The 15,441-nt window shown below is 32.6% G+C and carries 10 protein-coding genes and 1 riboswitch; of the genes, 7 read left to right on the top strand and 3 right to left on the bottom strand.

Features of this window, described 5'->3' with window-relative positions; translation table 11 throughout:
* Positions 1-49 precede the first annotated feature (49 nt).
* The 4 genes from AB2B44_RS03075 (at position 50) to dnaG (ending at position 4,441) form a co-directional block, all read left to right on the top strand.
* Positions 50-391 carry a phage holin family protein gene (locus AB2B44_RS03075; RefSeq protein ID WP_369048080.1) on the top strand — a complete coding sequence of 114 codons (342 nt, stop codon included), beginning with the start codon at positions 50-52 and terminating at the stop codon, positions 389-391.
* A gap of 111 nt (positions 392-502) precedes the next feature.
* Positions 503-1,162: an ATP-dependent Clp endopeptidase proteolytic subunit ClpP gene (gene clpP / locus AB2B44_RS03070; RefSeq protein WP_369048079.1), complete on the top strand. Its 660-nt coding sequence runs from the start codon at positions 503-505 to the stop codon at positions 1,160-1,162.
* 42 nt (positions 1,163-1,204) lie between these two features.
* On the top strand, positions 1,205-2,443 hold the full coding sequence (gene clpX / locus AB2B44_RS03065) for an ATP-dependent Clp protease ATP-binding subunit ClpX (protein WP_369048078.1): 1,239 nt from the start codon (positions 1,205-1,207) through the stop codon (positions 2,441-2,443).
* 54 nt (positions 2,444-2,497) lie between these two features.
* Positions 2,498-4,441 (top strand): DNA primase, encoded by a 1,944-nt coding sequence (dnaG, locus tag AB2B44_RS03060; RefSeq protein ID WP_369048077.1) that lies wholly within the window; start codon positions 2,498-2,500, stop codon positions 4,439-4,441.
* A gap of 388 nt (positions 4,442-4,829) precedes the next feature.
* On the opposite strand, the gene glmS is transcribed toward dnaG, so the two are convergent.
* The 3 genes from glmS to AB2B44_RS03045 are packed head-to-tail and all read right to left on the bottom strand — an operon-like array spanning position 4,830 to position 9,041.
* Positions 4,830-6,686, bottom strand: a complete 1,857-nt coding sequence (gene glmS, locus AB2B44_RS03055) for a glutamine--fructose-6-phosphate transaminase (isomerizing) (protein WP_369048076.1) — start codon at positions 6,684-6,686, stop codon at positions 4,830-4,832.
* A gap of 11 nt (positions 6,687-6,697) precedes the next feature.
* Complete coding sequence (locus AB2B44_RS03050) at positions 6,698-8,209, bottom strand: DUF4270 family protein (protein WP_369048075.1); 1,512 nt, start codon at positions 8,207-8,209, stop codon at positions 6,698-6,700.
* A gap of 22 nt (positions 8,210-8,231) precedes the next feature.
* A complete protein-coding gene (locus AB2B44_RS03045) occupies positions 8,232-9,041 on the bottom strand; it encodes a glycogen/starch synthase (protein WP_369048074.1) in 810 nt (269 codons plus the stop codon).
* 201 nt (positions 9,042-9,242) lie between these two features.
* A riboswitch (SAM riboswitch) is annotated at positions 9,243-9,356 on the top strand.
* 129 nt (positions 9,357-9,485) lie between these two features.
* On the opposite strand from AB2B44_RS03045, the gene AB2B44_RS03040 reads away from it, so the two are divergent.
* The 3 genes from AB2B44_RS03040 to AB2B44_RS03030 all read left to right on the top strand — a co-directional run bounded on the left by AB2B44_RS03040 (position 9,486) and on the right by AB2B44_RS03030 (position 15,436).
* On the top strand, positions 9,486-10,778 hold the full coding sequence (locus tag AB2B44_RS03040) for an O-acetylhomoserine aminocarboxypropyltransferase/cysteine synthase family protein (RefSeq protein WP_369048073.1): 1,293 nt from the start codon (positions 9,486-9,488) through the stop codon (positions 10,776-10,778).
* A gap of 11 nt (positions 10,779-10,789) precedes the next feature.
* On the top strand, positions 10,790-14,188 hold the full coding sequence (gene thrA / locus AB2B44_RS03035) for a bifunctional aspartate kinase/homoserine dehydrogenase I (RefSeq protein ID WP_369048072.1): 3,399 nt from the start codon (positions 10,790-10,792) through the stop codon (positions 14,186-14,188).
* Positions 14,189-14,266: 78 nt separating this feature from the next.
* Positions 14,267-15,436 carry a PLP-dependent aspartate aminotransferase family protein gene (locus AB2B44_RS03030; RefSeq protein ID WP_369048071.1) on the top strand — a complete coding sequence of 390 codons (1,170 nt, stop codon included), beginning with the start codon at positions 14,267-14,269 and terminating at the stop codon, positions 15,434-15,436.
* Positions 15,437-15,441: the final 5 nt, after the last annotated feature.

The following is a 15,441-nucleotide window of genomic DNA, read 5'->3' as shown; positions in this document are numbered from 1 at the left end:
TGAATATGATTGTTTTAGTGTAAGCCAACAAAATGCCGCATTTGATAAAATGACTACTTTTATAAAACTTTTACTAACGACTTTAGCCGTAATTATATTGGCAAATATTTTACCAGGCATTACAGTTGATAATTATGGTACGGCAGTTATAGTAGCGTTTGTAATTTCGCTACTTAATATGTTTGTACGCCCATTACTAGTGTTTTTTACGTTTCCAGTAACTATAGTAACCCTTGGTCTGTTTTTATTTGTTATTAATGCTGTAATTATTTTATTGGCGGGTAATTTAGTTACAGGGTTTAACGTTAATGGGTTTTTAACTGCTCTTTTATTTAGTATATTATTATCAATTTTTAGGTCAGTTTTGTTTTCGTTTTTAAAAGAAGAATAATGTAGCAAATACCAAACTCAAATAGTTAAAATAGCAGAAGTAACATTAGGGTTAAAACAGAAAAAATCTTTGTATCTTTACTCCTTTAATTTAAAAAACATAAAAGTAACAATGGACTACGGAAAAGAGTTTCAAAAATATGCTGTCAAACATTTAGGAATTAACAGTACACATTTGGGTAAGATAACGAGTAGTTTAACGCCGTATATTATGGAAGAGCGTCAAATGAATATTACTCAAATGGATGTTTTTTCTCGTTTGATGATGGATAGAATTATATTTTTAGGAACTGGAATTGATGATCAAGTGGCTAATATAGTACAAGCACAATTGCTATTTTTAGAAAGCCTAGATGCATCGAAAGACATTTCAATATATATTAATTCACCAGGTGGTGGTGTGTATGCGGGCTTAGGAATTTATGATACCATGCAATTTATTAAGCCAGATATAGCTACTATTTGTACTGGAATGGCAGCTTCTATGGGGGCAGTATTAATGTGTGCAGGAGAGAAAGGAAAACGTTCGGCATTACCCCATTCGCGAATTATGATTCACCAACCTCTTGGGGGTGCGCAAGGGCAAGCTTCAGACATTGAAATAACCGCTCGTGAAATTTTAAAGTTAAAAGACGAATTATACACGATTATTGCAAAACATTCTGGACAAAAGATGGATAAGGTTAGTGCAGATTCTGACCGCGACTATTGGATGACAGCAGCTGAGGCAAAAAAATACGGAATGGTTGATGAAATCTTAACAAGAGGGTAAGATTAAAACCATTACGGGTTTATTATTTTAAAGCGGGAAATTATGTCGAAAGAAGAAAATTTACAATGTTCGTTTTGTGGACGAAAAAAAGCAGAAACAGATTTGTTAATTGCGGGTATCGATGCGCATATTTGTGACAAATGTATTGAGCAAGCATATGGTATCGTTCAAGAAGAAGTTGCCGAAGCAAAAACGAGCAATCTGCCAAAAGATTTAATCTTAAAAAAACCCAAAGAAATTAAGGCTTTTTTAGATGAGTATATTATTGGGCAAGAAGAAACAAAAAAAGCGATGTCAGTAGCGGTATATAATCACTATAAAAGATTATTACAGGCTAAAGACGAATCTGACGAGGTAGAAATTGAAAAATCAAACATTATCTTAGTTGGTGATACTGGCACAGGAAAAACGCTTTTAGCACGTACCATAGCTAAAATGTTAAATGTACCTTTTTCTATTGTTGATGCCACTGTTTTAACACAAGCAGGATATGTTGGTGAAGATGTAGAAAGTATTTTAAGTCGTTTATTACAAGCTGCTGATTACGATGTTTCAAAAGCAGAAAGAGGTATTGTTTTTATTGATGAAATAGATAAAATAGCTCGAAAAGGAGATAACCCTTCTATTACTAGAGATGTTTCGGGTGAAGGGGTACAGCAAGCATTGCTAAAATTATTAGAAGGTACTGTAGTAAATGTTGCTCCTAAAGGAGGTAGAAAACACCCTGAACAAAAATTTATAGAAGTAGACACCAAAGACATTTTATTTATTGCTGGAGGTGCATTTTCTGGAATTGATAGGGTTATTAGTAAACGCTTAAATATGCAAGCTGTTGGTTTTGGTGCTTCAATAGAAGAAGATCAAATAGACGAAGATAATTTATTGCAGTATATCATTCCGTCCGACTTAAAAGAATATGGGTTAATACCTGAAATAATCGGTCGTTTACCTGTATTAAGTTACATGAATCCGTTAGATGCTAAAACCTTACGAGCAATACTAACAGAACCCAAAAACTCTATTATTAAACAATATACAAAGCTGTTTGCTATGGATGGGGTAACATTTTCTATAAAAGAAGAAGCTTTGCAATATATTGTTAATAAAGCTATTGAATACAAGTTAGGAGCTCGTGGATTACGATCGCTTTGCGAAGCTATATTAACTGATGCAATGTTTGAATTACCTGGTACAGATACTAAAGAATTTGTAGTAGATAAGGCTTATGCAGAAAATAAATTAACTAAAACAACCCTTAAAAAATTAAGTGTTGCTTCGTAATACGCTTTAACTGTTACAAAAATAAGTTAAAGTTAGTTTGTAAAGAACAAATTAATGATAACCCAACAAACCATAGAAAAAGTTTTTGAAACTGCTCGAGTAGAAGAGGTTGTTGGAGAATTTGTTCAATTAAAAAAATCAGGAAGTAATTTTAAAGGATTGAGTCCGTTTACAGAAGAACGGACTCCATCTTTTATGGTCTCACCCGTAAAACAAATATGGAAAGATTTTAGTAGCGGTAAAGGAGGAAATGCTATTTCTTTTTTAATGGAACACGAACATTACTCGTACCCTGAGGCTATTCGTTGGTTAGCAAAAAAATATAATATTGAGATTGAAGAAACAGAACAATCCGACGAAGAAAAAGAACAAGTAAGCGAAAGAGAAAGTATGTTTTTAGTTACCAATTTCGCTAAAGAATACTTTTATGATGTGCTGTACAACACTCCAGAAGGTAAAGCCATAGGGTTAACCTACTTTAAAGAAAGAGGTTTTAGAGAACAAACAATTAAAAAATTTGAATTAGGATACGCCATAGATCAATGGGATAATTTCACGAAAACAGCTTTAGAAAAAGGATACAATTTAAAATATCTTGAAAAAACAGGTTTAACCGTTGTTAAAGAAAACAAACAATTTGATCGTTTTAAAGCCCGCGTGTTATTTCCTATTCATTCTATATCGGGTAGAGTATTAGGGTTTGGGGGTAGAATTTTAACAAATAATAAAAAAGTTGCTAAGTATATAAATTCTCCTGAAAGTGAAATTTACCATAAAAGCAAAGTTCTTTATGGTATTTATCAAGCAAAAAAGGAAATTGCAAAACAAGATAATTGCTTTTTAGTAGAAGGATATACCGATGTAATTTCTTTTCATCAGTCGGGAATAGAAAATGTGGTAGCCTCATCAGGAACAGCCTTAACGCCAGACCAAATTAGGTTAATTAATAGACTAACAAAAAATATTACCGTTCTATTTGATGGTGATGACGCAGGTATTAGAGCATCTATTCGAGGTATTGATTTAATTTTAGAGCAAGGCATGAATGTTAAAGTTGTTTCATTTCCAGAAGGAGAAGATCCAGATAGCTTTGCAAAACTTAATTCAAGTGATGAATTAAAAACATATTTAAAAGAAAATGCACTCGATTTTATAGCTTTTAAAGTCTCATTATTGTTAAAAGATGCCGCTGACGACCCTATAAAAAAAGCTAGTTTAATTCGAGATATTGTTGTAAGTATATCTAAAATTCCTGATACCATTAAACGAGAGGTTTATGTGCAAGAATGTGCTCGTGTTATGGGGGTTTCAGAACGTGTGTTGTTTAGTGAATTAGCTCAAATACTAAAAAAAAATAGTAAAGAAGCGATAAAGCATTATCAAAAAGAACAATCTTTAGAAGTAGTAAAACAAGTTACTCAGCCTAAAATAGATAGTTTATATTTATTAGAAAAAGAGATTATTCGTATTTTGTTATTATATGGTAATCAAGAGGTTGATTTTACCGATTGGGTAGAAGTTGAAGATGAAGAAGGAAAAATTACTTTAGAAAAAGAACAACATACAAATATAGTTGCCAAAGAACTTTATTTGCATTTACAAGAAGATGAAATTGAGTTTACAAACGATGTGTTTAAACAAGTATATTATAGTTTAATACACCAATTAAATCAAAATGAAAAAATAGCAATAGAACAACTGGTGCATCATAAAAATAATAATATTGCTCAATTAGTAACGAGTGTTTTAATGGATGAAGAAAGGTATATTTTAAGCGATTGGCAACGAAAAGAAATATTTGTTACAGAAACAAAAAAAGTGCTTCCTAAATTAGTTACCGATGCCATATTAAATATTCGTCGAATTTTAATTGAAAAGAAAATCAATGAAATTTTAAATGATATAAAAACACAAAAAGCATCTGCTGATTTAGAAGAAGTAAACAATTATACTAGTCTAAAAAAACGATTGTTTGAAAAATTAAATAGAGTAGTTTAATAAATTTTAAATTTCTACTGTTGCTTAAGAGTTAATTTGTAATTACAATCTTTATTTTCTACAACATAGGTATTCGTGTTTTTATAGGGTTGTATTTAGTTTTTTTATACCTTTGTGTACTTTGAAAAAGAAAAGCTAGCTATGAAAAAATTATTCGGAATATTAAAACTACTGAAATTAGTTGTCTACCTACCTTTTGAAATTTTAAAAGGATACAAGAAGAGAGCCTATAAAAAAATAAAATTAGCCGCGTTAAATTTATTTTAATTCGCCTCGCGTTTTTTAAAACCAATGCGGGCTATTTTAAGTTACCTTACCTTTGCTTTAAGGTACTTGTTTAGCAATGATTTGGGAGAAAAAAGCGCTGTTAGTATTTTTTAAAAAAGCATTACTCAACAGTAACCGCTTTAGCTAAATTTCTAGGTTGGTCTACATTTTTATTTAGCATTACGGCAATATAATACGATAATAATTGTAACGGAATAGTGGTTAATAGAGGGCTTAATGCTTCTTCCGTTTCAGGAATTTCGATAATATGGTCTGCAATTCTTTTAACCTCTACATCTCCTTGAGTAACAATAGCAATAATTTTACCACTTCGAGCCTTAATTTCTTGAATGTTACTAACTATTTTTTCGTAATGCCCTTTATTTATGGCAATTACAAAAACAGGCATATTTTCGTCTATTAATGCAATAGGACCATGTTTCATTTCTGCAGCAGGATATCCTTCTGCATGGATGTAAGAAATTTCTTTTAATTTTAGGGCACCTTCTAAAGCTACGGGGAAGTTAAATCCTCTACCTAAGTATAAGCAATTGTAGGCGTCTTTATAAATATGCGCAATTTCTTTAATTTGATTATCTATTTTTAATAATTCTTCTACCTTGCTAGGAATCAGTTCCATTCGGCGTAGATAATTTTGAAAATTGGCCTTGGCGTATGTTCCTTTTTCGCTGCCTAATTTTAAGGCAATAAGCGATAATACGGTTATTTGTGTTGTAAAAGCTTTAGTAGAAGCAACACCAATTTCTGGACCAGCATGGGTGTATGCACCCGCATGCGTTTCTCTAGCAATCGAAGAACCTACAACATTACAAACACCAAAAACAAAAGCTCCTTTTGATTTAGCTAGTTTAATGGCGGCTAATGTATCAGCCGTTTCTCCAGATTGAGAAATAGCAATAACCACATCTTTTGGCGTAATAATTGGGTCTCGATATCTAAATTCTGATGCATATTCAACTTCTACAGGAATTCGGGCTAAGTGTTCAAATAAATATTCGCCCACTAAACCAGCGTGCCAAGAAGTACCACAACCAACAATAATAATTCTATTTGCAGTTAAAAATTTTTCAAGATTATTGTCTACTCCAGCCATTTTAATAATTCCCTCATCGGCTAGTATTCTTCCTCTATAGGTATCTGTGATTGCTTTGGGTTGTTCGTGAATTTCTTTAAGCATAAAGTGGTCGTATCCCCCTTTTTCTATTTGCTCTAAATTCATTTGTAATTCTTCAATTTTAGCATCAACTAAAGAATCATCATTAATTTTTCGAACTTTAACCCCTTTATCAAGTTTTATAATAGCAAGCTCATGCTCATCTAAATAAATAACTTCTTTAGTGTATTCTATAAAAGGTGAGGCGTCAGAGGCAATAAAAAATTCAGTAAAATCTTTTCCAACTCCAATAGCAATAGGGCTTCCTAGGCGAGCTACTATAATTTCGTTAGGTTTTGTTTTGTCAAAAACAGCAATTGCATAGGCTCCTATAACTTGGGTTAAAGCTAGTTGAACTGCTTTTCCAAGTTTGCATCCTTCGTTTTTTTTAACTTCGTCAATTAAGTTTACTAAAACTTCGGTGTCGGTATCACTTTTAAAAGAATATCCACGGGCTATTAGTTCTTTTTTAAGGGTGTCGTAATTTTCGATAATACCGTTGTGTACGATTGCTAAGTTACCTGACTGAGAAAAATGGGGGTGCGAATTTACATCATTAGGCACTCCGTGTGTAGCCCAACGTGTGTGTCCTATTCCTATTTTTCCTTTTTTCCTTTTTTCGTTAGTGTTGGTAATTTCCTCTAAATCACAAACTTTTCCTTTGGTTTTCGATAGGTGCATCGTTTCGCCATCGTATAACATAATACCAGCGCTATCATAACCACGATACTCTAATCGTTTTAAACCATTAATAACTATTGGATAGGCATCTCGATAGCCTATGTAGCCTGTAATTCCGCACATAATAATTTAGCTTATTTTTTAATAGAATACGATATTTTTAGTTGAGCTTTTTTAATAGAATTGGTGCTAGTATTACTGTATAAGGTAATAGCCTTAGGATTCCAGTTATACGATTTAACAATGGTGTCAACAGTTGTTGTGCTAGGCGTATCTGTGCTATTGTAAACTTTTAGTCCTAAAGGAGGATTGTAGCTAGATTTTCCAGTTAATAAATCAGAAATATAATCGGTTATTCTAAAATGGTATCTATCAGCTTTGTTATTGTCGTCTCTAACTAGGTAACCGCCAAAAGTACTTTCTCCTTCTACAATTATGTCTTTTATTTGACTTGGATTATTTGTTCCGTTTTTATATAGTAACAAACGTGAAGGTAGGTTGCTTGTGTCTTTGTTTTTATTGATATAAAATATTAATGAGGCATCATTTATTAGCCAATTTTTTGCTTTTAATTGCGCTAATTGTGTTCCTTGTAAAATATCAATATTAGCCATCGTTCCTGCAGTTCCTTGAATAACAAAATCGCCGCTATCAGGTGTGGGACCAGCAGTTGGTTTGTAGATGCTGTTTCGTAAACGCCATAAAGGGAATGAGTCGTTTTTAGTAATGGTATCTATAACCGCCCCCCCTTTCAAAATAGTGTTGGTGTAATAAATTTCGAGTGTTGGTTGGTTGTTGGCAAAATCAAAAGGAATTAAGGCTCCGTTATCACCAGAAGCTTCAATTTTTAATCCTCTAAAATAATTATTAAAAGCTTCTTTTGATTCGAATTCAGAGCTTTCGTATTTGTCTAAAAATAAATTTTTAATTTTCTCTTTATCTAAAGGAATAGTCATGAAAGGCTGTGCGTTTGCTAACTTAACGGTAGTAGGAAAAACTTCATCGGTGCTTAAATGTCTTTCAACAATAAAAATAGTGTCTTGTGAGCTCTCATTTTGAGGAACCGTGTATGTGAAATTAGCGTCTTCGTTTAATAAATCGCCATCAACATAATTATAGTTTGATTCGTATGAGTTTGGCTGTGAAGGATTAGATGGGTCTAGGCTATTTAAATACGTTTCGTTTTGGTATACTTTTATTGATGCAGGAGTTGAAGGGTCTCCAAGTACATCAATATTATATTTTTTTTCAGAAGTAGAGCTTGTATCTGTTGCCGTATAAGGTAACATTATAAAAGCTTTATCCATTTTAGTAACTACTGTTGTGTCTGAGCCGTAGGTTTTGTCTACTACTTTTAAATCAGGTAGGTAGCTTAGTTGCGAAACAACAGAAGCTTCAATTTTTTTATATTGAGGTCTGTTAAATATGCCTAATAAATATTTTCCTAAACTAGCGTTGGTAATTCCACCATCAGCTTTTACCGAAGCAAGGTCAACAGGGGTTATGTTTATATCTAAAAGAGTGTCTTTTGTTTCAAAAGCTCCGTTTTTAATAACAGAGGTTCCAATATCTTTAAAATCTTTTTCACATGAAACTACTAATCCTAAAAGTAATAGGATTACACTGATAAAAGCAGTTTTTTTCATTTAATTTAATAAATTCGTTAGATTATACTAAAACTTTATTTTCGTAAAAATTTAAATATGCCTCAGTTAATTCTTCTTCTGTTTGAAATGCTAAAATAGGAGTTTCAGTAGCTTCAATAAATGCTTTTATTTCGTCAGAAAGTTCTTCACTAGCGATAATAACTGCATCCGAATTTTCAATGGCACTTTTTAAAATATTTGTGTGTGTGGGTGTTGCTAAGGTTTTTAGCTTCTCTTCATTTATGTTATCATATTTTACTTTATCCGTTAATTTGTTATTTAAAGAGTTGCTAAACCCATCGTTATAAAGCGAAGTTACAATTTTGCTTTCGGCAAACAATGGTTCATCATTATAAAATTCTCTTAAATATAACGGAAGTAATGATGCCATCCATCCGTGAACATGAATAATGTCGGGTACCCAATTTAATTTTTTTACCGTTTCTACAACTCCTTTGGTAAAGAAAATCATTCGCTCATCATTATCGCTAAATAGCATATCGTCTTCATCGGTATACATCGCTTTACGCTTAAAGTACTCGTCGTTATCAATAAAATAAACTTGCATTCTTTCTTTTGGTATAGATGCAACTTTAATAATTAAAGGCATATCCATATCATCGATAATTAAATTCATCCCTGATAAACGAATTACTTCGTGCAGCTGATGCCTCCTTTCATTGATTACCCCAAAACGAGGCATAAAAATACGTGTTTGAACTCCTTTAGCATGTGCTTTTTTAGCAACATTAAACGCGGTTGATGACAACTCTGTTTCGGGTAAGTATGGAACTACCTCTGATGAAACATACAATATTCTCTTATCCTTCATTAATCTAATCTCTTAATAGTAAGGGTGCAAAGGTACGAAATTTTATTAAAAATTAGTGTTAAATTGTCATTTTGAGCATATAATTGGTTAAGTTACGAGCCTGAAACGGGTTAAAAATTGAAAAAAAAATGAAAAAAATTTGCATATTAAAATTTTCTAAACATATATTTGCACCAATAAAGTTCAAACACTTATTTAATAATGTTATCAAGAAAGGTGGAGGGATTAGACCCATTGAAGCCTTGGCAACCCTTTGTTCTGTCAAAGAAGGTGCTAAATTCTACCAAAAGCGTTAGCTAAAAGGATAGATAACCAGCGGAATTGCTTATACTGTAATGCCCCTTGAATTCTTATAACATTTTTCTTGTAAGTACATCAATAGTAATTATTTGATGCATTTGGCTTTTGTTTTAATTAATTATTAACTCAAAAAATAGTAGAAAAATGAGTACACAAAAATTAGCAACCCAAGCGTTGCACGCCGGACACGATGTAAAACAAAACGCAGGTACTAGAGCAGTGCCTATTTATCAAACCACATCGTATGTTTTTAATGATGCAGATCATGCAGCCAACCTATTTTCGTTAAAAGAATTAGGTTTTATTTACACACGTTTAAATAACCCTACAAACCAAATTTTACAAGACCGTTTAGCGGCTATAGAAGGTGGGGTTGGTGCCGTAGTTTTTGCTTCAGGAACGGGTGCTATTGCTACAGGGTTATTAACCCTTTTAAAAGCAGGTGATCATATTGTTGCATCTAGTAGTTTATACGGTGGAACCTATAATTTATTAAATGTTACTTTGCCAAGGCTAGGTATAACCACTACTTTTGTTGATGCTGATAATCCTGCTAATTTTGGAGATGCTGTTCAAGAAAATACAAGAGCCTTTTTTGTAGAGTCTTTAGGAAATCCAAAATTAGATGTATTAGATTTAGAAGAAATTTCTAAACATGCTAAAGCAGCAAAAGTGCCTTTTATTGTAGATAATACAGTGGCTACCCCAGCGTTATTAAACCCTATTAAACATGGGGCAAACATTGTAATTCATTCATTAACAAAATATATTGGAGGGCAAGGAACCTCTCTGGGAGGAGCTATTATTGATGCCGGTAATTTTGATTGGTCTAACGGAAAATTTCCTGAATTTACAGAGCCTTCATTAGGTTATCATGGGTTAAAATATTATGAAACCTTAGGAGCTGCTTCATATACTTTTAAATTGATTTTAGAAGGCTTGCGTGATTTTGGAGGAGCATTAAGCCCCACTAATGCATTTCAAATTATACAAGGGTTAGAAACATTATCTGTTCGAATAAAAAAACATTCTGAAAACGCCTTAGCATTGGCAAAATGGTTAGCTGAACAAGATGAAGTAGCTTGGGTAAATTACCCCGGGTTAGAAAATAATAAATATAAACCGTTAGCAGATAAATACTTGCCAAACGGGCAAAGTGGAGTAGTTACTTTTGGGGCTAAAGGGGGCTTTGAAGCGGCTAAAGCAATAGCAAACGAAACCAAAATATTTTCGTTATTAGCCAATATTGGCGATACAAAATCTTTAATTATTCATCCGTCAAGTACTACACACCAACAATTAAATACAGAACAACAAGCTAGTGCAGGAGTTACGGAAGATTTAATACGATTATCAGTTGGTATTGAAGATTTAGATGATTTGAAAAACGATTTAAAAAGTGCTTTTGCTAAAATTAAGAAAACCGTTTTAACATAGTATTTATAGTCTTGAAAAATCCATTATTACATATAAATATAGCAAATTATACTACAGAAAGCGGTGTTAAGTTTGATAACATTCCGTTAAGTTATCAAGTTTTCGGAAAAAAACTAGGTACTGCTCCTGTAGTTTTAGTAAATCATGCATTAACAGGAAATAGTAATGTAGCGGGTGAAAATGGTTGGTGGAAAGAAATTATAGGTGAAAATAATGTTATAAACACTAAGGTGTATACCATTCTTTCTTTTAATATTCCAGGTAATGGTTATGACGGTTTTGTTTTTGACGACTACAAGAGTTTTATTGCAAGAGATATTGCAGCTATTTTTTTGTTGGGGTTAAAGCAACTAAACATAACAAAATTATTTGCCCTAATAGGTGGTTCATTAGGTGGCGGAATTGCTTGGGAAATGGCAGTTTTAAACCCGAATATAACTCAGCATTTAATACCTGTTGCTACGGATTGGAAATCAACAGATTGGTTAATTGCTAATTGTCAAATACAAGAGCAGTTATTAACCAACTCTAGCAACCCTGTACACGATGCTCGTATGCATGCAATGTTATGTTATCGAACGCCCGAATCGTTTAAAAAGCGCTTTCAACGATCTAAAAATGAAGACTTACAAATTTTTAATATCGAAAGTTGGTTATTGCATCATGGAGAAAAATTACAAGAGCGATTTCAATTAGCATCGTATAAGTTAATGAATCAATTATTAAAAACCATTGATGTTACCAAAGGAAAATCGAATGCTGAAATTTTAGAAACTATAAAAGCAGATATTCATATTGTTGGGGTAGATTCTGATTTGTTTTTTACTGCCGAAGAAAATAGAGAAACCCAAAAAGAATTAGCTTTAGTACACGATAATGTAACGTATAATGAGATAAACTCAGTGCATGGGCATGATGCTTTTTTAATTGAATATGAGCAACTTGAAAAAATAATTGAACCTATTTTTAATCCAGATTCAATAAATAAAAAAATGAAAATATTAAAGTTTGGAGGCAAGTCGTTATCAAATGAAGGAATACAGCAGGTAATTAGTATTGTTGAGAATAAAATTCAACAAAAAGAAAAAATTGCGGTAGTGGTTTCGGCAAGAGGTAATGCTACTAATGAGTTAGAATCAATTTTACAAAAAGCTTCTAAAAATGAAACGTATCACGAAGCTTTTGAAGCCTTTAAAAAATACCAAACAAGCGTTACGCCTTCTGTTGATTTTTCTTCTGAATTTTCACGTTTAGAAAATTTGTTTGAAGGGGTGAGTTTATTAAAAGACTATAGTCAAAAAATAAAAGACGAAGTGTTGGCTCAAGGCGAATTATTGGCAGCAAAAACTGTTGCTGAGTTGTTGAGAGAAAAAGGGATTAAAGCCAATGCAACTGATGCTAGAGATTTGTTAAAAACAGATGAAAATTATGGTAATGCGCAACCTATTACGGCACTGTCTAAAGAAAATGTTACAGCCTATTTTAAAAAGCATAACGGAAATTCGGTAAACATTGTAACGGGTTTTATTGCTTCTACTACTAAAAATGAAACAACTACTTTAGGTAGAAATGGCAGTAATTATACTGCTTCTTTATTTGCTAATTATTTAGATGCTGAAGAATTGCAAAATTATACCCATGTAGATGGTATTTATACGGCAAATCCTGATTTGGTTGCTGATGCTAAAAAAATTGAACAATTGTCGTTTTCTGAGGCTAATGAATTGGCTAATTTTGGCGCGACTATTTTGCATGCAAAAACTATTGTTCCGCTATTAGAAAAAAACATTAATCTTAGAATTTTAAATACGTTTAAACCTAACGATAAAGGTACTTTAATCACCTCTAAGTCAAATACAAAAGGTATAAAATCTTTATCTGTTTTAGATGATGTGGCTTTGATTAATTTTGAGGGAAGAGGGTTGTTAGGTAAAGTAGGGGTTGATGCTAGGGTTTTTAGGGCGCTTAGCAGTCGAAATATTAACGTTAGTATTATTTCTCAAGGTTCGTCTGAAAGAGGTCTTGGGTTAGTGGTTAGTGCTAGTAAAGCACAAGAAGCTGTCGTAGCTTTAGAGCAAGAATTTGAAAACGATTTTTACACCAAAGATGTTAATCAAATTTCGATTATCGATGATGTTTCTGTAATTTCTATTGTTGGTCAAGATTTAAGTGAATTTCACCACCCATATAATGCACTGATAAAAAATCAAGTTGTTCCGCTGTTGTTTAACAATGCTGTTTCTGGTAAAAATGTGAGTTTAGTAATTAAAAAAGCACAACTTCACAAAGCACTTAATGTAATTCACGGGCAAGTCTTTGGAGTAGCAAAAAAAGTAAATATTGCTGTTTTTGGTAAGGGGTTAGTTGGAGGAACTTTAATTGACCAAATTTTGCAAAACGCACAATCTATTTTAGAAAGAAAAAAAATACAGCTAAATATTTTTGCAATTACAAGCTCTAAAAAAACAGTTTTAAAGGCAAAAGGCATCACTAAAAATTGGCGCGATTTGTTAACGCAAAATTCTGAAGAAAAAAACCTTGTTCAAACGGTAATAAATTTTGCAAAAAAGCATCACTTAGAAAATTTAATTGCGGTTGATAATACCGCTAGTACAGCATTTGTAGATAATTATATTTCGCTTGTAGAAGCAGGTTTTGATTTGGTTTCATCAAATAAAATTGCCAATACTATATCGTATGCATTTTATAAAAATTTACGAGAGGTTTTAGAAAACAACAATAAATCGTATTTGTATGAAACGAATGTAGGTGCGGGTTTACCGTTAATCGATACCATTAAATTATTGCACGATTCAGGTGAAAATATTACCCGAATTAGAGGCGTTTTTTCGGGTTCGTTAAGTTATATTTTTAATCGATTTTCTTCTAATGATGTGCCGTTTCACAAAGTACTACAAGAAGCTATTAACAAAGGATTTACAGAGCCTGATCCGCGTGAAGATTTATGCGGAAACGATGTGGCACGCAAACTGCTAATTTTAGCTCGCGAGTTAGATTTAGAAAATGAATTTGAAGATATTGAAATTGAAAATTTAATTCCAGAACAATACAGGACAATTTCTTCCAAAGAATTTTTATCGAACTTAACGGTTTTAGACGATTATTTTCAACAGAAAAAAAATGCTCAAAAACAAAACCATGTGTTGCGTTATGTGGGTGATTTGTATGGAGACCTTTCAAAAAACAAAGGAAATTTAGCGGTAAAATTAACCTCAGTGCCTGCAAACGCTACTTTAGGTGGTTTGCAAGGATCGGATGTGATTTTTGAAATTTATACCGAATCGTATGGTGAGCAACCTATTGTAATACAAGGTGCTGGTGCTGGAGCCCAAGTAACTGCAAGAGGCGTTTTTGGTGATATCTTGCGATTGGCAAAAAATAATAATTAGGCTGTTAAAAGAATAAAAAAGGAGAAGTAATTTTTTTATTCTTTTAACTTTTTAATCTTTCAATAAACAATAAAAAATATGAGTAACCATTTTGAAACCCAAGCTATTCGAATGCAAACTGAACGTTCGCAATTTTCAGAACATTCTACACCATTATATTTAACATCAAGTTTTACATTTGATGATGCCGAAGATATGAGAGCTTCTTTTGCAGAAGAGAAAGAAAAAAATTTATATAGCCGGTTTTCAAATCCTAACACGACAGAATTTATTAATAAAGTAGTAGCTATGGAAGGTGCTGAAGCGGGTTATGCATTTGCTACGGGTATGGCAGCAGTGTTTTCTACTTTTGGCGCTCTGTTAAAGGCGGGTGATCATATAGTTTCGTGTCGTTCCATTTTTGGCTCAACACATAGTTTGTTTACTAAATTTTTACCCAAATGGAATATTGAAACTAGTTATTTTAAAGTTAATGAAACGGATAAAATTGAAAGCTTAATACAGCCAAACACTAAAATTTTATATGCAGAAACTCCTACTAACCCAGCAGTAGATATTTTAGATTTAAAAGTTTTAGGTGATTTAGCTAAAAAACATAATTTATTGTTAGTTATTGATAATTGTTTTGCTACACCATATTTACAAAAACCAATAAAATTTGGTGCTGATATTGTAATTCATTCGGCTACTAAATTAATGGATGGTCAAGGTAGAGTTTTAGGAGGTATTGCTGTTGGAAAAACCGATTTAATACGTGAAATTTATTTGTTTTCGCGCAATACAGGGCCTGCTATGTCGCCTTTTAATGCATGGGTGCTGTCAAAGAGTTTAGAAACATTAGCTGTTCGTGTAGAAAAGCATTGCGAAAATGCCTTAGCAGTAGCTGAGTTTTTAGAAAATCATCCAAAAGTAAAATTAGTAAAATATCCATTTTTAACTTCGCATCCACAATATGAAATAGCTAAAAAACAAATGTTATTGGGCGGTAATATTGTAGCTTTTGAAGTTAAAGGGGGTGTAAAAGAGGGGCGTGCTTTTTTAAATGCCATTACCATGTGCTCGTTATCTGCTAACTTGGGAGACACCCGTACCATTGTTACTCATCCAGCTTCTACCACTCATAGTAAATTAAGTGTCGAAGATAGATTAGAGGTGGGTATTACAGATGGCTTAGTACGTTGTTCAGTTGGGCTAGAAAATGTGCAAGATATTATTAGTGATTTAAAACAAGCCTTATCAGTTATATAATGTAG

This window comes from Tenacibaculum sp. UWU-22 (assembly GCF_041021355.1).
GTDB lineage: Bacteria > Bacteroidota > Bacteroidia > Flavobacteriales > Flavobacteriaceae > Polaribacter.
Note: the sequence above shows the minus strand (reverse complement) of the source record. Positions and strands in the feature narration are given on the sequence as shown.

What these genes read in the sequence shown, in the direction of transcription:
- AB2B44_RS03075 (WP_369048080.1), top strand. Translation starts at nt 50, where the DNA reads ATGACTACTTTTATAAAACTTTTACTAACGACTTTAGCCGTAATTATA.
- clpP (WP_369048079.1), top strand. Translation starts at nt 503, where the DNA reads ATGGACTACGGAAAAGAGTTTCAAAAATATGCTGTCAAACATTTAGGA.
- clpX (WP_369048078.1), top strand. Translation starts at nt 1,205, where the DNA reads ATGTCGAAAGAAGAAAATTTACAATGTTCGTTTTGTGGACGAAAAAAA.
- dnaG (WP_369048077.1), top strand. Translation starts at nt 2,498, where the DNA reads ATGATAACCCAACAAACCATAGAAAAAGTTTTTGAAACTGCTCGAGTA.
- glmS (WP_369048076.1), bottom strand. Translation starts at nt 6,686, where the DNA reads ATGTGCGGAATTACAGGCTACATAGGCTATCGAGATGCCTATCCAATA.
- AB2B44_RS03050 (WP_369048075.1), bottom strand. Translation starts at nt 8,209, where the DNA reads ATGAAAAAAACTGCTTTTATCAGTGTAATCCTATTACTTTTAGGATTA.
- AB2B44_RS03045 (WP_369048074.1), bottom strand. Translation starts at nt 9,041, where the DNA reads ATGAAGGATAAGAGAATATTGTATGTTTCATCAGAGGTAGTTCCATAC.
- AB2B44_RS03040 (WP_369048073.1), top strand. Translation starts at nt 9,486, where the DNA reads ATGAGTACACAAAAATTAGCAACCCAAGCGTTGCACGCCGGACACGAT.
- AB2B44_RS03030 (WP_369048071.1), top strand. Translation starts at nt 14,267, where the DNA reads ATGAGTAACCATTTTGAAACCCAAGCTATTCGAATGCAAACTGAACGT.